This is a genomic window from Solitalea lacus (genome assembly GCF_022014595.1).
Taxonomy (GTDB): Bacteria; Bacteroidota; Bacteroidia; order Sphingobacteriales; family Sphingobacteriaceae; genus Solitalea; species Solitalea lacus.
The window spans coordinates 1,284,804-1,307,771 of sequence record NZ_CP091740.1 but is presented as its reverse complement, the minus strand read 5'-3'; the positions used below and the strand labels follow the sequence as shown (position 1 = coordinate 1,307,771).

Below are 22,968 nucleotides of genomic sequence, written 5' to 3'. Positions count from 1 at the left end.
TTTTAAAACCCAAACAAGCTACCCTAGCTTTAATTAAAACCAAATTAAATACTGAAAATCAAACAACTACACTAAAAACAAATTTCGTTTTTAAAATAAAATAACCTTACATTTGCACCTGTTTAAAAAACACCCGATGTTTATCGGGATAGGTAGAGAGGTATTTTGATCTGGCGATCATTCCCTTTTTAAATCCCAAGCTACCCTCCTGTTAACCATTCGGTTAAAACTTAAAAAACTTGATGAATTTATTTGAACAATTGGGCATTGGCCCCAAAACTGTCCAAGCTATTACTGAGCTGGGATTCGAAGCGCCTACTCCTATTCAGGAACAAGCAATCCCGGAACTTTTAAAAGGCAATCGCGACTTTGTTGGACTTGCACAAACCGGAACCGGTAAAACTGCAGCATTTGGCTTGCCAATGCTGGAGCTTATCAACCTTGATTTGCGTCAGCCACAAGCGTTGGTATTATGTCCAACCCGCGAACTTTGCTTACAAATTACTAACGACTTAGTAAATTTCAGTAAATACCTAGGCCAAGTTAATGTTGTAGCTGTTTATGGCGGCGCCAGCATTATTAACCAAATGCGCGACCTGAAACGAGGAGCTCATATCATTGTAGCTACCCCAGGCCGTATGTTGGATATTATCAACCGCAATGTTATCAACTTTGATAATGTTAAAATCTCTGTATTAGACGAAGCTGATGAGATGTTGAACATGGGTTTCCAGGAAGACATCAATGCTATTCTTTCTCACACTCCTGACACTAAAAACACTTGGTTATTCTCGGCAACTATGCCAAATGAGGTACGTCGTATTTCACAAAATTACATGACCGACCCATTTGAATTAACCGTAGGTAATCGTAACGAAGGTAACGCCAATATTGAGCACGAATATTACGTTGCTAAAGCACGTGATAAATATGCTGCTTTTAAACGTTTAGTTGACTTTAACCCTGAGATTTTCGGTATTGTTTTCTGTCGTACCAAAATTGAAACCCAGGAAATTGCTGAAGCTTTAATCCGTGATGGATACAATGCTGATGCTTTACATGGTGACTTATCACAACAACAACGCGATAAAGTAATGAAACGCTACCGCGATCGTTCTTTACAGTTATTGATTGCTACTGATGTTGCTGCCCGTGGTATTGATGTTAACGATGTAACTCACGTAATCAACTATTCACTTCCTGATGATGTAGAAAGCTACACTCACAGAAGTGGACGTACTGCTCGTGCTGGTAAAACTGGCGTTTCTATGGCTATTGTTAATAGCAAAGAAATGGGTAAAATCCGTCAGATCGAGCGTATCATCAAAAAGAAATTCACTAAATGTGATATTCCTAACGGATTTGATGTTTGTGAAAAACAATTATTTGCCCTTATTCACAAAGTACACAACGTACAAGTGAACGACCAGATCGATCAGTACCTGGAACGCATAAATGCCGAATTTGCTGATGTTAGCAAAGAGGATATCATCAAACGTTTTGCATCCTTAGAGTTCAACCGTTTCCTTGATTACTATAAAAACGCTCCTGATTTGAACGCCCGTGTAGACGAGCGCGAAGGTCGTGAACGTGGTGAACGTGGTGAAAGAGGTGATCGCCATTCAATGCGCGGTGGAGCCGGTAAGTTTACTCGTTTATTCGTTAACTTGGGTTCTCTTGATGACTTTACACGTGGTGACATGTTACGTTACATTTGCGACAATGCACATGTAAGCGGTAGCAAAATTGGCCGTATTGATGTTAAAGGCGTATACTCTTTCTTCGAGATTGAAAGCGATAATGTTGACAAAATCTTTGAAGGCTTTAAATCAAAAGACTTCAATGGTCGTCAGGTTCGTATTGAGATTTCCCAAGATGGCGACCGGAAACGCGAAGAACGTCGTTCGGGCTTTGGCGGAGGCCGTCGCAGTGAAGGTGGAGGTGAGCGCCGAGGAGGCTTTAGTGGCAACCGTGATCGTGGCGATCGAAATGACAGAGGCGAACGCAGAAGTTTCAACGGAGGCAATCGTGAACGTCGTCCTTCAAACAGCAATAGCGACGAAAGAAAAGGTCGTTGGTAATCTAATTAGAATATCTTTCCAAATCATACAGACTCCGGGAATCCCCCGGAGTTTTTTATTTTCTAAGCTCAAACAAAAGGCGAAAAGTAAAACTTCCCGCCTTTTAATTCCTGTATTATTTATTCCAAATCGTTAGCTCAATTTCTCCGCCAACAACCTAATTTCCATTCGAGGCGAGATGTTTTCATACAAAATAGCATAAACAGCTCGACTAATTGGCATATAAACCTTGTGAACCCGGTTAATCTCATGTAAACATTTTACGGCATAATATCCTTCAGCCACCATATTCATTTCCAGCTGGGCTGATTTCACTGAGTAGCCCTTCCCTATCATGTTTCCAAAAGTTCTGTTCCTGCTGAATTGAGAATAGGCAGTTACCAACAAATCCCCCAAATAAGCTGAGTCCTTAATATCTCTATCAATAGGATGCACCGCATCTACAAACCGTTTTATCTCCTGTAAACCGTTTGCAATCAATACAGCTTGGAAGTTATCTCCATAACCTAAGCCATGACAAATACCACTAGCCACAGCAAAAATATTCTTCAGAACTGCAGCATATTCGGTTCCGTAAATATCATCTGAAATGGTCGTCTTAATATACCTGTTAGATAAAGCAAGCGCAATAAGCTCGGCTACTTCATGATTTTGAGAAGCAATTGTTAAATATGATAATTTTTCAAGGGCAACCTCCTCCGCATGACAAGGCCCTGTAATTACCGCTATACAACTCAATGGAATATTATAACGCGTATTTAAGTACTCTCCGATAATCAAATTATCTGAAGGCTCAAACCCCTTAATGGCTGAGACTATTATCTTGTCTTTAAAATCTTCCTCTGTGAGCTCAGCAATAGCACTTTTCAAAAAAGCGGCTGGTACGGCCATAATAATCACATCTGCAATTGCAACCGATCCTTTTAAATCGTCTGTAATATTTTCAGGCTGAATGTTTATCTCAACAGAACTTAAGTACCTGGGATTATGCCTGTACTTTTTTAAATGCTCGATATCTTCAGGATTTCGCATCCACCAATAAACAGCATGTTTCCTGCTATTATCTGTTAACATTTTCACAATTGCGGTAGCCCAACTTCCTCCGCCAATAACTAGTATTTTCTTCTCTTCTGTTGACATTATTTAAACCGAATTATTTAAGATAGAAAAAATTAGATGTCCTTCTTCAACTTAAATGCTTCTATTAATTTACAAACTAAACTGAAATAAAAACCTACATAAACTTAAATGATGCAACACAAATGCAACTAAGCCGATGTAGGTATTCCCCGATAACTTTCGGAAAAAGCAAATTGCACAAATAAAAATGGCCCAATTTTACATCAAATTAGGCCATTTTAAACTAAAAATTAAAAACTATTTTTTCTTATCGCTAGCAAAAAGCTTGTCTTTTTCTACTTTTTTAACCTTGTCTCCGTTTTTAAGTGTCTTAGAAACTGCTAGATAAGGTGCCGATATCACTTCATCTCCATCTTTCAAACCTGATATAATTTCAATATAAGAATCATCCTGAATACCAGTAGAAACATTAACTGATTGAGCCGCTCCATTACGCATGACAAAAACTAAAGCTTGTACCTTTTCATTTTTATCAGCTTTCTTTTTATCATCTCCGGCTGCTTGTTGAGGCATTTCATCCTTACTCTCAGTCTTTTTCTCTGCTTCACGAGTAGTTACCGACTGAATTGGAACTGCCAACACTTTAGTTACCTTGTTAGTTTGAATATCAACTGTTGTAGACAACCCCGGACGGAATGGTGATTCCTGCCCTACCTTTAATGATGCTTCATATGATGAAGGCAACAAACGAACTTTAACCTGGAAGTTAGTAACCTGATCAGTAGTTGCCGTTGAACTGGCTGTAGAAGCGGAATTAGCAATTGACGTAACGATTCCTTTAAATTTCTTACCTAAGAATGCATCTACTTCTACATCTGCCGTGTCATTAATAGAAACACGGTTAATATCGTTCTCATTTACGTCTACAACAGCTTCCATGCTTTTCAGATCTGCGATACGCATAATTTCAGTACCCTGCATCTGGGCGGTTCCTAAAACACGTTCGCCTTTTTTAACGCTTAATAAAGAAATAATACCATCAATTGGTGAGTAGATTGTAGTTTTAGCCAAATTCACTCCTGATTGCTGTAAGGAGGCCTGAGTTGACGCCACACTATACTTAGCAGCCTGAACGCTTTGTTTTGCAGCGGCAACGCTTTCTTTAGACTGTTCATATTGCGCTAAGACTGCATCATATTCTGATTGTGAAATAACTTTTTCTTTAAATAATTGCAGGTTTCTTTTGTATGAAGCCTCAGCATTTTTAAAACTGGCCTCAGCTGAAGCCAACTGGGCTTGACTATTAGCTAAGTTAGCTTTCACCTCATTCACCATCGCTTCGGAACGACTGTAATCGGAAGCATAAAAGTCAGGTCGAATTTTACATAGGAGCTGACCTTTTTTAACACGTTCGCCTTCCTTTACATAAATTTCAATCAACTCTCCTGAAACCTCCGGGCTTAATTTTACTTCGACTTCTGGCTGTATTTTACCACTGGCAGAAACGGTTTCAGTAATTGTACGACGAGTTACCTGATCAACACCAACCTCTATTTCATTTTTGCCTCCAATCCAGCCTTTCTTCTTACCAACAAAAGCAACAGTAATTAACAGCGCTATAGCACCTAACAAGTACCATAGAATTTTATTCTTCTTCTTCATTTAGTTTCTAGTTATTGCTACACCTATATATATATTTCTTATAAAGTTAAGGGCTTTCCTAAATAATAATCAATTACTTTGCTTTTAAAAACCATATCGTATTTTGCCTGCAAAGCCTCCGATTCAGCTTTACTGTAATTGGTTTTTGCAATATTTAAGTCCAAGCTATTAATCAAACCAACGTCAAAACGCTTTTGACTAAATTCATAGGCTTTTTTAAGCGATTCAAAAGAAATTTGAGCCGATGCATACTTTTTCTCTGCAGCTTTTAAATCAGCCACTGATTGCGCAATAGTTTTGTTTAACTGATTCTTGGCAAGTACTTCAGAAGCTTTAGTGTTTTCATAACTTATTTTTGCCTTCTTAACCGAATTTCTAGATTGAAGTCCGTTAAAAATTGGAATGTTTAAACTCAAGTTAATTGACTTACCTAAAAAGGTGTTATACTGATCTTTGAAGGTTGGTCTATAATCAGGACCATTAGGATTAGCCGGATCAACTGGCAAATAATAGTTCCAAGAGTAATAAGAACCCACATTGGCACTCAGGTTCAATGATGGATAAAATGCTCCTTTGGCAACACTTACAGCTCTTTCTGAAGCCAAGGATTGATATTCTGCCACCTTAATACTTGGGTTTATTTTCAAAGCTTCATTGTATACATAAACTGCCTCGTAAGCACTTTTAGAAGCCTCTACCATTGCAGCATCGCTTGGCCGAATTATTCCGAATGTTTGTTGCGGTTCTAAATTGAGCAATTGTTTCAATTCTAATGAGGCAATCTCTAATTGATTTTGAGCACTGGTTAGGTTGGTTTCATCGTTTGCCACCTGTGCTTTAAATTGCAGGTAATCTGCTTCAGTAATAGTACCAACGTCAGCCTTTTTCTTTGCGATTGCCAATTGCTCCTGACTAACTTTAAGCTGATTAGTCAAGTTATTAACCTGTTCCTCCCCAAACATTGTTAACAAAAACTGATTTACAACATTTAAAGAAACATCCTGTTTAATTTTCTCAACATAAGTCTGGTCAGCCATCAAAGTAAACTTTGTTTGTTTAAGCTGATTTAGTCTTTGTAATCCACCAAAAATTTCCCAATTGGCACCAGCTCCGTAATTCAAGTTATTAGTTGTATTGTTTGAATAAGCATACGTAACTTGATTTACACTTCTTCCAAAGTTATTATACTGAGAAATATTAGCATTAACAGTAGGAGCCAGATTCAACTTCGACTGTGAATAATTCACTTCAGATATTGCTTGGGTATACTTTGCTTGTTTGATATTGAGATTATGCTCCAAAGCATAGCTCACACATTGCTCCAGTGTAAATTTATCTTGAGCATAAACCTTATTAAATAGTAAAAAAATCGAGGCTACAAATAGGATAATTGGCTTCTTCAAGGTATTCTAATTTTATGTGGCTGAATTTATTATAATTTTTCTTTATTGATAGTTAAAACTAATTACTCTGTAGTAATTTTTTGGTTACAGCCTGTTAAAATTTGCCGAAACCTACCGCAGCTTGAGCAAAATCAATTAAAGATCCAGCACTCAATCTTGAAATTGACATTGCATTAATTGAGCAGGTGTTAATCAATCTTATTTTAAATGCTTCCGAGCTGTAAAAGAATGTGAACATCCTAAAATAAAATTGGTCTCATTCTTAAACAAAGAGAATCACCCTATAATTGAGGTAATTGACAACGGCATTGGAATACCTGCTGAGATTAAAGACCAAATCTTCATTCCCTTTTTCACAACTCGCAAAAATGGCTCGGGTATTGGATTAAGCTTATCTCGTCAAATTATGCAATTAAACAAAGGCTCCATCGTTGTCGACTCAAAAGAAAATGAAGGCAGTGTGCTTAGGCTGATGTTTAATTGCCCCCCCGTCTTTAGCTCGTAATGATTAAAGTTCTACCTTTGCAGGCATGTACCCGGTTAAAACACCCTACTTAATAAAAAAACTTTATCCTTCACTTACCTGGAACTTAAACCGGGCAGAAAAAACGTTGTATATCACCTTTGATGATGGCCCTATCCCTGAAGTAACTCCTTTTGTTTTAGAAGAATTAAAAAAATATAATGCAAAGGCTACTTTTTTTTGCATAGGCGATAACATTCGTAAACATCCAGAGGTGTTTAATCAAGTTGTAGAAGGCGGGCATTCAATTGGCAATCACACTTATAACCATTTAAATGGTTGGCAAACACCTACAGCCGAATACGTGAAGAATATAGAAAAGTGTAATTCCTTGATCAATGCTCAACTATTTAGGCCTCCCTATGGCAAAATTCGTCCAACACAAATCCACAATTTGAAAAAAAACTACAAAATTATCATGTGGGATGTTCTAAGTGGAGATTTCGACATAAACCTGTCTCCGCAAAGTTGTTATGAAAACGTAATTAAGCATGCTGAGAATGGCTCCATTATTGTATTTCATGATAGCTTAAAAGCAGCCCCCCGTTTACGCTATGTTTTGCCCAAGGCATTAGAGCATTGGAGTAGTAAAGGTTTTAACTTTAAAGCCTTATAACTATTGTTTAACCCCTAAAGAGTCGATCTTAACAACATCTGCTTTAAACTTCTTATAACGGGTATTTATGTAATAATATAAATCGTACTGATTTGCTGACTTTAAGAAATCGTACTGAGGCCGGCTGTATTTAACAAATGCGTCCAATTCCTTTTCATCAGTAATTTTAGAAATGCGCCCAACCAGTTCAGCATTGTAATAATTATCAACAAACTTTTCCTGTTCGTAGCTTTTAAGTCGATTTTGAAAACTGCGAATATTTTTTCGCTTATTTCCGCTGTATAAATATTCAATAAAAGTAAGCGGATGAAAAATAGCCGTTCCAACTAAATTTCCGAACGACTTATCTTTATAGTTATATACCCTTGCGAAATCCTGCCTTTGCTCCAAAGAATCTGCCTTGTACGATTTTTTACCTGAGACCATCACTTCAGGCAAGTACAAGTAGCGAGCCTGCATGTAAATATTCTTATTTAGAAAATTCACAGATTTGTCGATAATGAGTTTCTGGGTTTCAAAGCCTAATGCTGAAAACAGAATTGTATCCCCGAGATTCACATAAACACGGTAATTTCCTTCTTTATCAGCCGTAATTTGATAGTTAGCCGTCTTGTTAAAAATTTGTGCAAACTCCAAGGGTTTGGCCTTATCACGATCGTAAATCTTACCCGACAAAAGACTTTGAGCATAAGTCGCCCAACTAATTGTAAGCAGAAAAATAACTATAAGCCCTTTTTTCATTTTTGACTCCAACTACATTCCATAAACTCTAAACATTCAAATATAGTATTCATCAAACAAACTATTTCAAAGGCAGCAAGATCAATAACATTTATAAACTTTTATTTAGATACAATAAGCGATGGTTTTATTTCCATACTATAACATTCAATGATTTTTAATCTACAAAACAGTTTTTTAAATTCAATAAAAACGCTCTCATATGAATAAAACATTTCCACTTAAAAAACTGGGATTAGGTATCTATGCGTTCATAGGTACGCTTATCTTAAACTCATGCTACCCAGACAGCGATGTTTATGTTGAAGATTTAGATGTTGTAGCAACCATTCCTAGAAAGGATTACAACTTTAAGCAGCATAAAACCTATACGCTCCCTACGCGTATCCCAATTATTAAAGGAGAAGCGCCATTGCCAGGGGACACCCTGCTTGCTGCAGTAGCACAGCCTATTTTGGCCGAGATCAGAACTCAGATGGCCAATTATGGTTATACAGAAATTAAGCCTAATAACCCCACAAAACCTGATGTTGCACTTACAACTGCTGTTTTTGAAACCACTTATGTTGGCGGATATTATAATTATTGGTGGGATTACTGGGGCTGGTGGTACTGGGGATACTGGGGATACCCTTGGGGGCCGGGCTGGTATCCTGGCGGTGTTTACTATTACACTTTTGACACCGGAACGTTGGTAATGAACATTAGTTCTCCAGAAGCAACAGCCGATCATACCACAAAAACCATATGGCTTGGTGCAGTAAAAGGAGTTTTAAACGGGACTACCTCTAACCTTCCACGAGCAATTGATGGTATAGGGCAGGCTTATGCTCAATCTCCTTATTTAAAAGTTAATTAACCCCACATCAAAACAACATGAAACATTTAATATATACACTTTTAATTGCGGTTGGCATGATTAGTATTATGGCCAGCCCCTGTAAGGCACAGCAGTATTATTTCGGTTTTTCATGGAATACAGCTTTGCCCATGGGTTCAACCAGTGATTATATTGGAAAATATAGTGTAAGAGGCGCAGGCATTGAATGGGGTGGATTTGTGAAGCCTCAAGTTAGCTTAGGCCTAAACATTGGATGGAATGTATTTTACGAAGCAAAAGATCGCAATACTTACAACTTTGAGGGAGGAACAGCGATTACCGGTACGCCATATAATTACATCAATGCAATTCCTATAATAGCTAAAGCGCACTATTACTTTAAAGAGCCTAAGGGAGAAGTAATGGTGCCCTATTTGAGCCTTGGTTTGGGCACCACATGGCAAAAGGAAAATACCTACTTCGGCATCAATGGATTTTATAGAGACGGCTGGATGTTTGGATTGTTTCCTGAACTAGGATTAGTTTATAAAATAAATCCACTTTCTGGCATAAATTTTAATGTTAGATACAATTATAATTTTGAAACAGATCAGGTAAATGAACTTAGCTATCTGGGATTTAACATTGGCTTTGTTTATCGATATTAAAATTTTGTTTTTCCTTTTCTTTATATAACTAATTAACTTGGCCCGTCGGGAGACACGCCAAGTTATTTTTTATGATTACATACCATGATTTTGAGAAGATTGACATTAGAGTTGGAACTATTCTTGAAATTGATGAATTTCCGAAGGCTAAAAACCCATCTTATCAGCTAACGATTGATTTCGGACCATTAGGTATAAAACGATCATCTGCACAAATCACCAAGCTTTATTCTTTGGAGGAGCTAAAAGGCAAGCAGGTTATTGCTGTTGTTAACTTTCCAATTAAACAGATTGCTAACTTTTTCTCAGAATGTTTAGTACTTGGTATTGTTGGAAACGACAAAACCGTTACCTTACTTCAGCCTGAGCGTAAAGTTGAAAACGGTCAACGAATTACCTAATTCAACCTCAGAGGATAATCATCTATCATTCATTAAACAATACAAAAGCATTCTTTATTTGTATACAATTAAAAACTATCAATCTCAAAAACCAAATTGATTGAACAGTTTCAATGTTATTTTACTACGGAATAGTTTCTGCAAGTACAGTAGAAACTCTGTAATTGTGCGCTATTTTATATTCCCTCTAACAAAGCTTACTGCATTATTAGCCTTTCTCATCTTAATTCAGTACGCTTGTGGCAATAGTCAGGTTAAGCCTGGCCATATTGTACACCGTGTGCAACATGCCATTGATAACGCAAGCGAGGTATTAACCTTTTCAATAGCCGATGATTTATACCTGGCTATTGATACGGTTCAGTGCGGATTGTATAAGATTTGGCAAGGAGGATTTTCTCCTTCAGACTCAATAATTACAGCTAGTGGTGATATTTTCTTTGAAAATTATTTAATTAGCAGCGACATAAAATTAATTGACAGCAGCGGTTATGGATATAGCCCCATCGTAAAATTTAAAGGATATAAAACCGAGAAAAGCAACCTTACGCTTACTTATGAGGTAAATGAAAACGGCCATAATTTTTTAATTAAAGAGCAAATTAGTGGGGAATTACAAGACTCCGACTTTAAATTAACTAGAAGATTTTTACCATTTAACACCAATAGCAGCAGTCATATAGGCATCTATATACCCAACTCATCTTTAAAAAAGCCAATAAGCATTGAATACCATAATGGCATTTTAGCTTCGGGAGTTGACAACCTGTTACTTCCTGAAAAAAACGGTTCATGGTTTATCCTGTCATTTTCAAAATAATACAAACCCTTGCCTTTTTGCAATATTGTAAATCATCCGTCATATTAAAGGTATTAGAAGATTTTTAGCAGTTAATTCCTATCTTTGCCCATAATTTAAAAACAGCTTAATTAGCTAAAAATCAATAAAAACAGATAAAACATGGCAGTATTAGTTGGAAAAAAGGCTCCTAAATTTATTGCTCCTGCTGTTATAAACGGCGAGGAGATTGTTGAAGATTTTTCATTAGAACAATACATTGGTAAGAAACACGTTTTGTTTTTCTTTTACCCTAAAGATTTCACATTCGTTTGTCCTACAGAACTACACGCATTCCAAGAGAAATTGGCAGAATTTGAGAAACGTAATGTTGCAGTTGTTGCTTGCTCAACTGACACTGAGCAATCACACTGGGGATGGTTACAGGTTCCTAAAAAACAAGGCGGTATCGAAGGTATCACCTATCCGTTAGTTGCTGATACCACCAAAGCAATCTCTACTAATTTTGGTGTTTTAGCTGGCGAATACGAATATACAGAAGAAGGTTATTTAACTGCTAACGGCCCAATGATTGCCTATCGTGGTTTATTCTTAATTGACAAAGAAGGCGTTGTTCGTCACCAAATTGTAAACGACTTACCATTAGGCCGTAATGTTGACGAAGCAATTCGTATGGTAGATGCGTTACAATACTTTGAAGAAAAAGGTGAAGTTTGTCCTGCAAACTGGAAGCAAGGTGAAAAAGCAATGAACGCTACATTCAGCGGTGTTGCTTCATACTTCTCAGAAAACTAAGAGTCGTAATTGACACATAGAAAAACAAAAAGGAGCTAATGGCTCCTTTTTGTTTTTCTAAACTTTATAATCAATTTAACTTATAGAAGTACGAACTCTGGAAGTGTAAGCACGCAGAGCCTGTGGGAATGCATCACCTGTTTTTTCCATTTCCTGTTTAATCCAGATAGCGGCTAATATATGGGTTAGCTGTTCGCCTTCATCATCTCCTTCCACTTCAATCGAAGGTATTTGCTCCTCCATTAATGCCTCTTCAGTCAATTGTAGGGTAGCTAAATCGTAAGCCTCAACTAACTTTTTTATTGCAGGTATTTTCATTATTGAGCAATTAGGTTTTCAATCATTTTTACAACAACTTCTTCTTTTGAACTTGCCGAACTCTCTACCAATTCTCCATTATTAAAAGTAGCAAAGAATGGTAAATTATCCACACCCGCAAGTTTGCGAGCTGTTTCATTTTCCTCGGCGTTAACATCCAAAAAGGTTATTTCAGAAAAGCGCTCATCATTAGATAAACGTTTAAATTTAGGCGAAAACAATTTGCATGAGCCACACCAATCGGCATAATACTTTACTATAACTTTACCATTGGAGGTTAACGTATCTTTAAAATCTTGGTCGGTACTTACAACTACTGCCATAATTATCATTTTGTATTTGAATTGCAAAAGTACGGATTACATTAACTTAGTAAAAACGACAAGACTGGTTTAATAGGCATTAATAGAACAGTCAAACAATAATTTAAAATTATTTCCTTTTTCCTGTAGCACACCTCCAATGGCATTCGTATAGGTTGATAAATAATTTGAAAATATAAGCCCATGAGACTTTTATCCTTTTTATTAACAGCAAGTGTAATCACCTTATCTTCATGTTTGGGAGAGGGAGACATTCCGGAGCCTGTTATTTACAATGATTTAACCATAGATCAAACCCTTACCCCAACTGAAACAACAGTAGGAGAAACCTTTGCTTCAAAAGTAAAAGTAACATTACCTAACCCATGTTATAAGTTTTCTGGTTTTGAGGTAAGAAATGTAGGCTCAAATAACCTGGAAATTAGGGCAAAAGGCCAAAACATAGCAAAGGCAGGAGAAGCCTGTGCTGAAATGTTAGTAACAATTGACACTACGCTTCAACTTAAATCAGTTTTAATGGGTAAATATTTCTTGAAATTCTACAACAAAGACAATTTGCTAAAAACCGATACGATTGAAGTAAAAGAAAAATAATTTTTGTAAGCCAACACTACTAACACACTTATGAAAACAATAAAACAAGCATTATTGATCTTTTTTTGTTCATTCTTATTTTCATGTGAAGACAAAGAAATTGAAGCTTCAGTAGAAAAAATGTTAACCGGCACATGGGAATGGGAAAGTACCGATGGAGGTATTGCTTTTAATATCCATCAATCGCCTACAACAACAGATAAAAATGTGCTACTGATTTTTAAACCGAAGCGACATTACTCAATATTTGTAAACAACAAATTGGTCGAAGAAGGTTCATTCACTTTTACAAAGCAAAAATGCATACACAACCATTCTGAAAAACCTGTTATCCAACTTAACAAAACAATCAATACAGAACCGGGTGTCAACATTCCCGCCGTAATAAAAATGATTGAAAACCTGGATGAAAATACCCTCACTTTTTCAGATGAGAATTATGATGGAATTGGAAGCTCCTTCAAACGAATAAACAAATAATCTCATACCGAAGTTGCAATTCCGACCCTATTGTTCTAGTTAACAAACATTTGTTCAAATGATAAAAGGCTGCTCATTGCAGCCTTTTTTATCGTTAACCAATTTATATATTAAACCTGAGCGGTTTGCTCATATACATTTCCAAAACGATCGGTTGCCCTAACGGTTATGCTTTTTGCACCAGAAGAAGGTGTTGCTATAAACAAATGATCTGTTTTAATTGGTTCCACCCATTTATGATAAGCCGGTATTGCTGGCCCTTGATACAACTCAACAGTTAGTGGATCATAACCTGTAATGCGCTGCATTTCACCTTTTAAAACGCCATCTTCCAACCATTCAATTTTCCATTTAGGATCCCAATTCCAAACATTAGCCATAATACTATCGGCATATTCTTTATAAGCACCTTTTGCGTGAACCATTAGCTGGTAATCTTTTGATTTACCGGTCGACTTATAATACCATTTAACATTATCACCGTCAACCTCATAAACACCATAACCGTTTGGCGTTCCATCCCCACAGAACGGACCGCTCCACCAGGCTCCACAAACAGTACCGTGATTATGCTCCATCAATTTATCATTAACAATCACATGCTCATTCCAGTGGGTATGGCCCGATAAGATATGAACATTATATGGTTCAAGAATATTATATAGCTGTTGGCGATTAACCACAACCCCACCCATGCTTTCTTCCATTAATCCATTACGTCGTTTATCACCCGAATCAGTTGGAATATGAAGGGCAACCATAACGGTTGAACCATGTGGGACATTTTTTAAATCTTGTTCTAACCAGCTTAGCTGATTTTCAGTAATATAACCGATATATTTTTTCTTGGCCCCAACAAAAAACACATCATCTAAAACCACGTAATGAATTTTACCCCGGTTAAATGAATAATACGTTGGACCAAACTGCTGTTTAAATGTTGCAGACGACTGTTCATCACTCCTAACCCCTTCTAAATCCATATCATGATTACCTAACACTTGAAAGAAAGGAATACCCGAAATAGCTACTGCTTTTTTATAATCAGCAAATAGTTCAAAACGATCAAAAACTAGGTCTCCACAACCAATACCATGAAACAAAGCATCTTCTCCATAATTTTTAACCAGCTCTCTCAAGTCGGGTGCCGAAGTGTTCAATAATTGATCGGCATCTGACCGGGACTGAATTTGCGGATCAGCCCAAACAACAAACTGATGTTTATGATCAGACTTTGTCAGTTTGGTAAGATTAAAATCGGCATTAAAAACAGCTCCACTTTTTTCAATCGGCTTGTAAAAACTAGCAACCCAATCAATATGTTCAATTTTATAGCCTGATGGCGTTGATATATAAACAAATTGCGCAGTTTTATTGCTTAGCAATTGGTAGTTGCCTTTGGTATCAGTTAGGACAATATTAATTCCGTCGGTAACTGCAACTCCACCAACTCCCTTGCCTTGTTCAAGCACTCGACCTTTTAATGTAATAGCAGCAATATCATTTAAGCTTCCTTTGGTAGTAGCAGCATTTACAAGAACAGTTGGTAAACTGGCAACAGCACCCAACAAACCCATATTTTTAAGAAAATCTCTTCTAAACATTTTATCTTATTTAATTGATAATTAATGAGCACATATCAGAACCTTTTGATCAAAAAACAGAAAGCAACCCCGCATGCGCTCAGTGAAGTTTTACAGCTCAATTTAGTATCGGACTATTATTTTTTTCCCACCAAACTTTGGTATTGATATCATCTCCACCCATTGATTCAACCGCTTTCTTATAGTTCTCGTAGTTGCTCGATTGTACAGTTGAAGGATATTTAAATCGAACAGGCATTACTTTATTATTAACCATACCATCGGCTATCGGCAATTTTGGCAAACCAGTACGACGATACTCAAACCATTGCTGATAATCATTAAAGTACAATGAATAATACTTTTGAAGCATAATGCGCTCAAGAGTTCCATCATAAGCTGTATAGATTAATGTTTCGGCGTTGGTAAAATAATCAGCAGGCATTACAGCTCCCCACTGCTCAATAGCTGCCTTCACCCCTTTTTCGTAATGACTTTTAGCATCACCGGAAGTTTTTCCTTGCTGCGCCAATTCAGCCTTAATAAACTCTACTTCTGCATAGCTCATAATAACCGAAATCATTGGAGCCGTAACCAAAGCAATATTTAAGTTTGATGGTTGATATTTAAACTGCGATTCATTCCCCGCATACCCGCTCGGAATGCCCTTGTAACCGATAGTGGTTTTACCATCAGTACTTTTGGCCTGTGTATTTAACTTGACTAAACGCGGATCTTTAAAATTATTAAGGTTATCTATAAAGAAAGCTCCAGCCGAAACGGAAGTAGTAAAATCAATTGCGCGACCCCAAGGGGAAACATTAGGGGTTACACCCGTAATTTTCAAAATTGCAGCATCATCGTTTTTAGTAAAAACCGGATACTTTGCGGCATCATTAATAATGGCTGCCATTTTGATGAATGAGTTCATTTCGGCACGCTTTGAAACACGCAGTAACAAACGTAAACGCAACGAATTACAGAACTTTTGCCATTTCAACACATCATTTGCATACAAAATATCAACCCCATAGCTCATTTTTTTTGACACATCGAACAAACCGTTTGCAGTTTCCAAATCAGTTAAAATCTTTGTGTAGATTTCTTGCTGCTTGTTAAACTTAGGTTGAAAAATTAGCTCATCACCTCGAGCAGCTTCGTCCATAGGCACATCGCCAAAACAATCTGTCAGCAATGAATAAATCCATGAATTCAGTGTTAAGGCAATGGCTTTGTAGTTATTATCCTGAGACGACTCAGCCGCAGCCAACATCTCTTTGGTATTCACCAACCATTGATAGTAAGTTTTCCAGGTTGAATTGCCTGCCGCTTCTGAAACATTGTAGCGATGTACGCCTCCTGAAGCACTCGGGTAAGGCAAAGCTACTTGCATTAATTCAAAGGTAAAGTCATCGCTTCGGGCAGTATTAAAGCTTGCCAAATTGTAAATAATCGGGTTAAGTAAAGTTCCCGGACTAATTTTATCAATGCGGTTAGGATCTTTATTCAATTCTTCAAAATCAGAGGTACATGATGCGCTAATTGTACTTAACGCAATCATTAATACAGCTATTTTCTTTATAGTTGATTTCATCAGTTCTTGTTTTAGTAATTAGAATTTCAATGTAAGGTTCATACCAAACGTACGCGGAGTGGGTAATTGTCCCATTTCAACACCTGGCAAAATTGTTGAACCGTTTAATGCGGCAGTTTCGGGATCGAACATTGGGAAGTTTGTGGCCATGGCTAAATCACGACCATAAAGTGCAACACTAGCCTGGTTTACAAACACTTTGTTTAACCATTTTTTGGGCAGATTATATTCTAACCTTACTTCTCTTAATTTCAAGAATGAAGCGTCAAATGAGTTAGCTTCAACGTTTGCTCGACGATAATAATCAGCATAGTAGTAACCAACGGCGACTTTGGTAGTGTTAGGAGCATAGGCTCCATCAGCATTCTTCACAACTCCATCTCCAATAATATAACCCTCTTCACGACCCACCAAAGTATGCTTTAATTTACCTTGCTCACTCATTTTATGGTGAGTTTGGGAGTAAATCAATCCGCCATACTGACCATCAACCAAAATACTTAAACGGAAGTTTTTGTAGGCGAATTCGTTGGAGAATCCACCTTTCCAATCGGCGTAAGCATTACCGATGTATTGTATTTCGTCAGGACGGGCAGGCAATCCATCTGTACCATAAATAACTTTACCTTCTGGAGAACGTAAAAAACCAAAGCCATAGATATCTCCTGTTGAGCCACCAACCTTAGCAATCAACGTAGCATTTCCTCCATAACCTATTACCTGTTGATCAATCATTCCTTCTGCCAGCTCAAGCACTTTATTTTTATTTTTCGCCCAAGTTATTGTACTAGACCATTTAAATGCTTTATCAAAAGGTTTTACATTCAACATTAACTCAACACCCTGATTTCTAACTTTTCCAGCGTTTAGAACCGCCGCAAAGTAACCGGTCGATGGCTCCAAAGGCACATCAAGAATTTGATTTTGAGTGTAGTTATTATACACTGTTGCATCTATCCCTAGTTGGCCACCAAACATCCGAACATCTAAACCTGCTTCATAACTTGTTGTTAGTTCTGGCTTAAAGTTGACATTGTATAAGGTAGTTGAAACTGAACCGGAACCAGGAAACTCACTTGCTCCATAATATTTACTAGTTTTATACGGATTAGTATCATTTCCTACTTGAGCAGCAGACACTCGCAACTTAGCAAATGAAACTTCCATCGGAAGCTTAAAAAGCTCGTTCAGAATAAAGCTTGAACTTACTGAAGGATAGAAGAATGAGTTATTCTGTATTGGTAACGCACTGGACCAATCATTGCGTCCGGTAAAATCTAAGTATATCTTACCCTTATACCCCAACGATGCCATACCATACAAACTGTTAACCATTTTATTTTGAATATTGGTTGACATAGTTGGTGAGTTAATACCATTAGAAAGTTTGTATATTCCTGGAATTACTAATCCATCAACATAACCATTAACACCATTATATTTACGACTCATTGTGTTGCCCCCTACAGATGCTGTTAGATCAACTATTGACAAGAATTTATCTTTATAGGTTAACAAGCCGTCAGTATTCACCTCATAATTTGAGATATTCTGCTGTTTGAAGTATCCATTTTGGAAGTTTGCCGTACTAAACGGACGTTGCTGAGCACGGGTTTCATTATTCATATCAATACCCGAACGCACCATTAAGTTTAACTTAGGAGAAAACTCATACGTTGCCGACACATTACCAACTACCTGATTATTATTCATTTTGTTGGTCATCTCGTACGCAATTACATAAGGGTTATCAATAAACGTACTGAACGGGTGGATTTGATCAACTTCATATTTTCCATTTTTCCAACGAGGTGCATACCATGACAAATCAACATTTGGGTTTTGGAAAATCATGAAATACGAAATAGACTGATTGTTGTAACCTGTTGCCGGTAAGTTATCACTCTGCTTATTGGTATAGTTCACCTTTGAAGCTATTTTCAACTTCTCTGAAACATTATAGTTCAAACTCACAGCAGCCGTAATACGCTTAAAACCGGTATTTGGCATTATCCAGTTATTTTTGGTATGCGTTAATGAAGCTCGTGCCGATCCCTTTTCATTTCCTCCTTCTAAAGAAATGCTATTGGTAATTGTTGATCCGGTTCTCCAAAAGTCGCTTATATTATTTTTATAAGGTTGCCATAGGACGCGATCCACACCTCCGGCTTGTGTTGCTGGATTATACTGAAAATAAGACTGCCCATTAAATTTCGGACCAAAAGCACTACTTGTTCCTCCGGTACTTGCTCCATCAGCTGTTGCTCCATAGGAATAATATAAATCTTTAGCCGGGGTAAGTGTTTTTCCTACTCCCTGACCATATTCATGTTGGTAATCAGGCCATTTTAACACATCGTTAAAACTGGTATTTGAGCTTACTGTAACACCTAAGCCTTTATTTTTACGAGCACCCGACTTGGTTGTAATAATCAAGGCCCCATTAGCTGCCCTGCTTCCATAAAGTGCAGTAGCACTAGCTCCTTTTAGCACTGTTATAGCTTCAATATCATCTGGATTGATATCTGAAACACCATTCCCAAAGTCAATTGGAACATCATTACCAGAGCCCGCGCCATAAGCGTTGGTTACCCCAGCACTTGTCATACTGCTACTCATGGGCACCCCATCCAATACGATCAGTGCATTATTTCCATTAGGGTTTAGCGAGTTGTCGCCACGTAAAGTGATACGTGTTGAATTTAATGGACCAGAACCGGTTGAGATCAAATTTAACCCTGCTACCTTACCAGATAACGAACTTACCCAGTTATTTGAACGGGCCTCAGTCACCTGTTTTGAGTTAATAGATTGGGCTGCATAACCTAATGCCTTGTCCTCGCGCTTGATTCCTAATGCAGTAACAACAACTTCACCTAGTATCTTTTCTTCTTCATTCATTACCACACTAATTGTGGTATCCCCATTTAATGGTTTTTCAATTGTATTGTAACCAATACTTTTAAACTCAATAGTTGAGTTCAACTGACTTAACCCGGCAGTAAGTTTTAATGAATACGAACCGTTTATATCAGTCGCTGTTCCCACTTTCGATCCTTTAATTGAAACAGTAACACCCGGCAATGGGCCATTCTTGTCGGTAACAGTACCTGAGATGGTTGCAACCTGCGCCTTAACATTACTTATAAATCCTATTAAGAATAGAATCATTGTTAAAACAGTCGCACGGTTTTGCTTAGTAAAATTTAGTTCCACTTTTTATTATAGCTTGATTTTGCCGCGAAACTATTCTCACAGTATTAAGTAATGACTAATACTATATTAACATTTAACAACCATTAGGTATATTGATCGTTACAATAGGTTACTTTTCTTAACTTTTTTATATCAATAAAAATCAAAGAAAGCTATAACGATACCTGAGTCATTTTTTTCAAAGTAAACAATAACATTAAATAACGGATCGTTAAGTTAAACAAAGGACAAAACGAACCGCTTAAGTTATTTTTTATTATTTTTTAAGGTAGACACAAAATAAACATACACCCATATCGTTATCTTAATACTCACGCTAACAAATGATTATATATGGTAGAAACTTTTACTCAACAAAATTCCAAATCAAAATTGCGCACTCAAGAAAAAATCGAAGAAGCTGAAATGATGGAGCAATCCCTGGCAGCGGAAGAGGCTATTACTGAAGGATTTGAAAATCTGGCAAGTATTAAAGAAGCCTTGAACCAAGTTATGGTAGAACCTAGCCGGCAATCGGTTGAGTTCATATTAAGTTACTCGAATTCAACCCGCAAGTAATTCAGCTTTTCACAGTATCCGTAGAAGGTTTAAGTCATTTAAGAATGGCTTAAACCTTTTTTAATTGAACAACTATATACCTAAAATCGTTCCTTTATGTATTTAAATGGATAATCAGGTTCTTTGTAACCTTCGGCGGATTGGCGTTTAGGCAATTTTATTTTCATATGCGGAAGGCTTTCATAAGGAATATGGCTCAGTAAATGAGAGATTATATTTAAACGCACTTTCTTCTTATCGTCGGAGCGGGCAACATACCAAGGTGCAAAACCAGTATCCGTAGCTAAAAACATCTCATCTCTCGCCCGTGAATAATCATACCATCGATTATACGATTTAAGATCCATTGGAGAAAGCTTCCATATCTTCCGGCCATCGCCAATTCTAGACTCAAGTCGGCGAGTTTGCTCTTCCTGGCTAACCTCTAACCAATATTTAATTAGTATTATTCCCGAATCAACAATGGCTTTTTCAACCAGAGGCACAGCCTTCAGGAATTTCTTAGCCATTTCTTCCGTACAGAAACCCATCACACGCTCAACCCCTGCCCTATTATACCAGCTTCTGTCAAATATCACAACCTCTCCCGCCGCAGGCAGGTAGGGAAGATAACGCTGAATGTACATTTGGCTTTTCTCTCTATCAGAAGGAGCTGTTAAGGCCACTACTCTAAAAACACGTGGACTAACACGATCTGTTATAGCCTTTATGGTCCCACCTTTTCCAGCACCATCACGTCCTTCAAATACAATACATACCTTTAGACCTTCTTGTTTGACCCACTCTTGAAGTTTAACCAATTCTACATGAAGCTTCTCCAATTCATCCTCATAATCTTTACCCTTCATTTTCACATTCTGTTCAGGTTTATTCTCAGATTTCTCTTTCTTTTTTTTAGCATCCTTATTTTTCATAACCAACTAATTTATTTAAACTTAAAACAACCTTAAACTATCAACCATTAATTACCTTTTTCCTCATTAAACTTTTTAACTGCAAGTTCAAGACTAAAATGCATTCGACTTAACCCAAGCGTTTCACTAAGCGATGAACGATTAACCATTTCCAACACTGTTGGATTAAGCCCAACCAGCCACACCGAAATACCGGCATTACTTAGCCTTTTCTCTGCTTCGATAAGCATCTTTAAAGCCGTATACTCAAGATCAAATACCCCACTAAAATCAATTGCAATTACCCGAGGCTTATACTTACTAAGCAAGGCATTAATCTTTTCTCCTACCCTTGAAGCATTTAAAAAGAATATACGACCTTCCGGCCGGAGGATTAATAATCCTGGATAGGTTTCATCTTCAGGATGCTCCACTGATAATGGCCGAAAAACATTGCTTCCGGGCTTACGTCCCAGCACTCTTAAAGGAGGATCGGCTACTTGTTGAGCAAGAGCTATTAACGAAACAATAATGGCAACAACGATTCCTTTGAGTGTGCCAAACAAAACCACCCCAATCAATGCAACTAAGGCCCAAATGAATTCTGTTCTTCTTATTTTTAATATTTCCCTAAAATCCCTGGTTTTGATCAAGCCTATAGAATAGACAATTACAACTGCGGCCAGAGTAGCCTGAGGCATACTCCCTAACAGTGGAGCAATAAAAAGCATGGTTAACAATGCAATTCCAGCTGTGACCAATGCAGAAACCTGTGTTTTAGATCCTGCAATACGATTTATAGCAGTTTGAGAAGTTCCTCCACCAGAGGGCATGGCCCCAAATATTGCACTACCTGTATTTGCCAACCCTGTTGCCAACAATTCCCGATTAGCTTTAATTGGAGGTTCATCACCTTTTGAAAAGGCCCTGCCCGCGGCAATAGTTTCTGTAAAACTCATCAGAGCTATGCCTAACGCTCCACCCCAAAGCTGACTTACCAAGGATACATCTGGCCAAACTATTGAAGGCAATCCTTTGGGAATGTATCCCACCTGCTCTATTCCAAAGCTTTGCAAATGAAGAACCTTCATAATCGTTATACCAAGTGCTACAGCAATCAGAGGGGCTGGCACCTTGGGAAAGAAGTGTTCTAATCCCATTAGCAAAATAATCATAATCACCCCTAACGCTAATGTTGGAATGGATGACTCTGGCAATAGTTGTATTATGGATGACAGATTATGAATAAAAGAGCCTTTTGAAAAGTGAATCCCAAGCAACTTTGAAATCTGATCAAGAATGATAACCATCCCAATTCCTGCCTTAAACCCTATAAGTACCGGTTCAGATATAAAATTGGCAATAAACCCCAAACGCATTACAGCGGACAGCAAGAGTATTATCCCAACCAAACATGTTAAGGTAACTAAAGCAGTAATTAATAAGTTGGGATTATGAATCGTATTCAAATCTTCTAGTTCTGTTGCAGTAAGCACGGCAATAGTTGTGGTAGTACTTACACTTAGAGCCCTAGAAGTTCCACTAAGTGCATAAATTACCATGGGGATTAGAACTGTATACAACCCTACCTGAACAGGCAACCCAGCAATAGTTGCATATGCCATAGCCTTGGGAATAACCACAGCTGCTGCTACTGACCCAGCTATTACATCAAATCTCAACCACGACTTTTCATAATTAGAAAGCCAACTGGGTAATAAACCAAACTTATTCGCTTTATCAGGCATAGGCAAGATCAATCAGACCCTATGGGTATCTTTTCTACTATCAGCTATCCAAAACAACAAACTGAAGTACAA

The 22,968-nt window shown here is 37.5% G+C and carries 21 protein-coding genes and 1 pseudogene; 11 read left to right on the top strand and 11 right to left on the bottom strand.

All coding sequences use genetic code 11. The annotated features are described in order from the left end of the window. The first annotated feature begins 242 nt into the window (after positions 1-242). Positions 243-2,081 carry a DEAD/DEAH box helicase gene (locus L2B55_RS05525; RefSeq protein WP_237849417.1) on the top strand — a complete coding sequence of 613 codons (1,839 nt, stop codon included), beginning with the start codon at positions 243-245 and terminating at the stop codon, positions 2,079-2,081. Between the two features lie 132 nt (positions 2,082-2,213). On the opposite strand, the gene L2B55_RS05520 is transcribed toward L2B55_RS05525, so the two are convergent. From L2B55_RS05520 to L2B55_RS05510, 3 genes are all read right to left on the bottom strand, one after another. Then, entirely contained in the window at positions 2,214-3,221 is a 1,008-nt protein-coding gene (locus L2B55_RS05520; RefSeq protein ID WP_237849414.1) for an NAD(P)H-dependent glycerol-3-phosphate dehydrogenase, read from the bottom strand. A 237-nt stretch (positions 3,222-3,458) separates the two neighbouring features. Beyond that, on the bottom strand, positions 3,459-4,823 hold the full coding sequence (locus L2B55_RS05515; protein ID WP_237849411.1) for an efflux RND transporter periplasmic adaptor subunit: 1,365 nt from the start codon (positions 4,821-4,823) through the stop codon (positions 3,459-3,461). 38 nt (positions 4,824-4,861) lie between these two features. Further along, entirely contained in the window at positions 4,862-6,226 is a 1,365-nt protein-coding gene (locus L2B55_RS05510) for a TolC family protein (RefSeq protein WP_237849408.1), read from the bottom strand. A gap of 238 nt (positions 6,227-6,464) precedes the next feature. Between L2B55_RS05510 and L2B55_RS19030 the strand changes: the two are divergent. Together L2B55_RS19030 and L2B55_RS05505 are read left to right on the top strand one after the other, a co-directional pair. Continuing rightward, positions 6,465-6,731 (top strand): annotated as a pseudogene (locus tag L2B55_RS19030) (ATP-binding protein); the annotation flags it as partial. Between the two features lie 25 nt (positions 6,732-6,756). After that, the gene (locus L2B55_RS05505) at positions 6,757-7,365 is read left to right on the top strand and encodes a polysaccharide deacetylase family protein (RefSeq protein ID WP_237849405.1); all 609 of its coding nucleotides are present in this window, start codon (positions 6,757-6,759) and stop codon (positions 7,363-7,365) included. On the opposite strand, the gene L2B55_RS05500 is transcribed toward L2B55_RS05505, so the two are convergent. Further along, positions 7,366-8,106 (bottom strand): carboxypeptidase-like regulatory domain-containing protein, encoded by a 741-nt coding sequence (locus L2B55_RS05500; protein ID WP_237849402.1) that lies wholly within the window; start codon positions 8,104-8,106, stop codon positions 7,366-7,368. Between the two features lie 202 nt (positions 8,107-8,308). Between L2B55_RS05500 and L2B55_RS05495 the strand changes: the two genes are divergently transcribed. The 5 genes from L2B55_RS05495 (at position 8,309) to L2B55_RS05475 (ending at position 11,589) form a co-directional block, all read left to right on the top strand. Further along, positions 8,309-8,965, top strand: a complete 657-nt coding sequence (locus L2B55_RS05495; RefSeq protein ID WP_237849400.1) for a DUF4136 domain-containing protein — start codon at positions 8,309-8,311, stop codon at positions 8,963-8,965. 17 nt (positions 8,966-8,982) lie between these two features. Beyond that, a complete protein-coding gene (locus L2B55_RS05490) occupies positions 8,983-9,594 on the top strand; it encodes an outer membrane beta-barrel protein (RefSeq protein ID WP_237849397.1) in 612 nt (203 codons plus the stop codon). A gap of 71 nt (positions 9,595-9,665) precedes the next feature. Next, entirely contained in the window at positions 9,666-9,995 is a 330-nt protein-coding gene (locus L2B55_RS05485; protein WP_237849394.1) for a tRNA-binding protein, read from the top strand. A gap of 166 nt (positions 9,996-10,161) precedes the next feature. Further along, positions 10,162-10,815 (top strand): hypothetical protein, encoded by a 654-nt coding sequence (locus L2B55_RS05480; RefSeq protein ID WP_237849391.1) that lies wholly within the window; start codon positions 10,162-10,164, stop codon positions 10,813-10,815. Positions 10,816-10,956: 141 nt separating this feature from the next. Continuing rightward, a complete protein-coding gene (locus L2B55_RS05475) occupies positions 10,957-11,589 on the top strand; it encodes a peroxiredoxin (RefSeq protein WP_237849388.1) in 633 nt (210 codons plus the stop codon). Between the two features lie 75 nt (positions 11,590-11,664). Here L2B55_RS05475 and L2B55_RS05470 read toward each other — a convergent pair whose 3' ends face one another. Both L2B55_RS05470 and L2B55_RS05465 read right to left on the bottom strand, forming a co-directional pair. Continuing rightward, positions 11,665-11,907: a DUF6952 family protein gene (locus L2B55_RS05470; RefSeq protein WP_237849385.1), complete on the bottom strand. Its 243-nt coding sequence runs from the start codon at positions 11,905-11,907 to the stop codon at positions 11,665-11,667. Then, entirely contained in the window at positions 11,907-12,230 is a 324-nt protein-coding gene (locus L2B55_RS05465) for a thioredoxin family protein (RefSeq protein ID WP_237849382.1), read from the bottom strand. The genes L2B55_RS05470 and L2B55_RS05465 overlap by 1 nt, the downstream gene beginning before the upstream one ends. 183 nt (positions 12,231-12,413) lie before the next feature. Between L2B55_RS05465 and L2B55_RS05460 the strand changes: the two genes are divergently transcribed. After that, a complete protein-coding gene (locus L2B55_RS05460) occupies positions 12,414-12,824 on the top strand; it encodes a hypothetical protein (RefSeq protein WP_237849380.1) in 411 nt (136 codons plus the stop codon). 30 nt (positions 12,825-12,854) lie between these two features. After that, positions 12,855-13,304, top strand: a complete 450-nt coding sequence (locus tag L2B55_RS05455; protein WP_237849377.1) for a hypothetical protein — start codon at positions 12,855-12,857, stop codon at positions 13,302-13,304. Positions 13,305-13,414: 110 nt separating this feature from the next. Here the strand turns inward: L2B55_RS05455 and L2B55_RS05450 are convergent, their stop codons facing one another. The 3 genes from L2B55_RS05450 to L2B55_RS05440 form a co-directional block, all read right to left on the bottom strand. Further along, positions 13,415-14,908 carry a calcineurin-like phosphoesterase C-terminal domain-containing protein gene (locus L2B55_RS05450; RefSeq protein WP_237849374.1) on the bottom strand — a complete coding sequence of 498 codons (1,494 nt, stop codon included), beginning with the start codon at positions 14,906-14,908 and terminating at the stop codon, positions 13,415-13,417. A gap of 97 nt (positions 14,909-15,005) precedes the next feature. Then, positions 15,006-16,481, bottom strand: a complete 1,476-nt coding sequence (locus tag L2B55_RS05445) for a SusD/RagB family nutrient-binding outer membrane lipoprotein (protein ID WP_237849371.1) — start codon at positions 16,479-16,481, stop codon at positions 15,006-15,008. An 18-nt stretch (positions 16,482-16,499) separates the two neighbouring features. Then, positions 16,500-19,652: a SusC/RagA family TonB-linked outer membrane protein gene (locus tag L2B55_RS05440; protein ID WP_237849368.1), complete on the bottom strand. Its 3,153-nt coding sequence runs from the start codon at positions 19,650-19,652 to the stop codon at positions 16,500-16,502. A gap of 378 nt (positions 19,653-20,030) precedes the next feature. Between L2B55_RS05440 and L2B55_RS05435 the strand changes: the two genes are divergently transcribed. After that, positions 20,031-20,255, top strand: a complete 225-nt coding sequence (locus L2B55_RS05435) for a hypothetical protein (RefSeq protein ID WP_237849365.1) — start codon at positions 20,031-20,033, stop codon at positions 20,253-20,255. 80 nt (positions 20,256-20,335) lie between these two features. On the opposite strand, the gene ppk2 is transcribed toward L2B55_RS05435, so the two are convergent. Continuing rightward, positions 20,336-21,169 (bottom strand): polyphosphate kinase 2, encoded by an 834-nt coding sequence (ppk2, locus tag L2B55_RS05430; RefSeq protein WP_237849362.1) that lies wholly within the window; start codon positions 21,167-21,169, stop codon positions 20,336-20,338. 47 nt (positions 21,170-21,216) lie between these two features. Continuing rightward, entirely contained in the window at positions 21,217-22,896 is a 1,680-nt protein-coding gene (locus L2B55_RS05425; protein WP_237849359.1) for a SulP family inorganic anion transporter, read from the bottom strand. Positions 22,897-22,968: the final 72 nt, after the last annotated feature.

What these genes read in the sequence shown, in the direction of transcription:
- L2B55_RS05525 (WP_237849417.1), top strand. Translation starts at nt 243, where the DNA reads ATGAATTTATTTGAACAATTGGGCATTGGCCCCAAAACTGTCCAAGCT.
- L2B55_RS05520 (WP_237849414.1), bottom strand. Translation starts at nt 3,221, where the DNA reads ATGTCAACAGAAGAGAAGAAAATACTAGTTATTGGCGGAGGAAGTTGG.
- L2B55_RS05515 (WP_237849411.1), bottom strand. Translation starts at nt 4,823, where the DNA reads ATGAAGAAGAAGAATAAAATTCTATGGTACTTGTTAGGTGCTATAGCG.
- L2B55_RS05505 (WP_237849405.1), top strand. Translation starts at nt 6,757, where the DNA reads ATGTACCCGGTTAAAACACCCTACTTAATAAAAAAACTTTATCCTTCA.
- L2B55_RS05500 (WP_237849402.1), bottom strand. Translation starts at nt 8,106, where the DNA reads ATGAAAAAAGGGCTTATAGTTATTTTTCTGCTTACAATTAGTTGGGCG.
- L2B55_RS05495 (WP_237849400.1), top strand. Translation starts at nt 8,309, where the DNA reads ATGAATAAAACATTTCCACTTAAAAAACTGGGATTAGGTATCTATGCG.
- L2B55_RS05490 (WP_237849397.1), top strand. Translation starts at nt 8,983, where the DNA reads ATGAAACATTTAATATATACACTTTTAATTGCGGTTGGCATGATTAGT.
- L2B55_RS05485 (WP_237849394.1), top strand. Translation starts at nt 9,666, where the DNA reads ATGATTACATACCATGATTTTGAGAAGATTGACATTAGAGTTGGAACT.
- L2B55_RS05475 (WP_237849388.1), top strand. Translation starts at nt 10,957, where the DNA reads ATGGCAGTATTAGTTGGAAAAAAGGCTCCTAAATTTATTGCTCCTGCT.
- L2B55_RS05470 (WP_237849385.1), bottom strand. Translation starts at nt 11,907, where the DNA reads ATGAAAATACCTGCAATAAAAAAGTTAGTTGAGGCTTACGATTTAGCT.
- L2B55_RS05465 (WP_237849382.1), bottom strand. Translation starts at nt 12,230, where the DNA reads ATGGCAGTAGTTGTAAGTACCGACCAAGATTTTAAAGATACGTTAACC.
- L2B55_RS05460 (WP_237849380.1), top strand. Translation starts at nt 12,414, where the DNA reads ATGAGACTTTTATCCTTTTTATTAACAGCAAGTGTAATCACCTTATCT.
- L2B55_RS05455 (WP_237849377.1), top strand. Translation starts at nt 12,855, where the DNA reads ATGAAAACAATAAAACAAGCATTATTGATCTTTTTTTGTTCATTCTTA.
- L2B55_RS05450 (WP_237849374.1), bottom strand. Translation starts at nt 14,908, where the DNA reads ATGTTTAGAAGAGATTTTCTTAAAAATATGGGTTTGTTGGGTGCTGTT.
- L2B55_RS05445 (WP_237849371.1), bottom strand. Translation starts at nt 16,481, where the DNA reads ATGAAATCAACTATAAAGAAAATAGCTGTATTAATGATTGCGTTAAGT.
- L2B55_RS05440 (WP_237849368.1), bottom strand. Translation starts at nt 19,652, where the DNA reads ATGATTCTATTCTTAATAGGATTTATAAGTAATGTTAAGGCGCAGGTT.
- L2B55_RS05435 (WP_237849365.1), top strand. Translation starts at nt 20,031, where the DNA reads ATGGTAGAAACTTTTACTCAACAAAATTCCAAATCAAAATTGCGCACT.
- ppk2 (WP_237849362.1), bottom strand. Translation starts at nt 21,169, where the DNA reads ATGAAAAATAAGGATGCTAAAAAAAAGAAAGAGAAATCTGAGAATAAA.
- L2B55_RS05425 (WP_237849359.1), bottom strand. Translation starts at nt 22,896, where the DNA reads ATGCCTGATAAAGCGAATAAGTTTGGTTTATTACCCAGTTGGCTTTCT.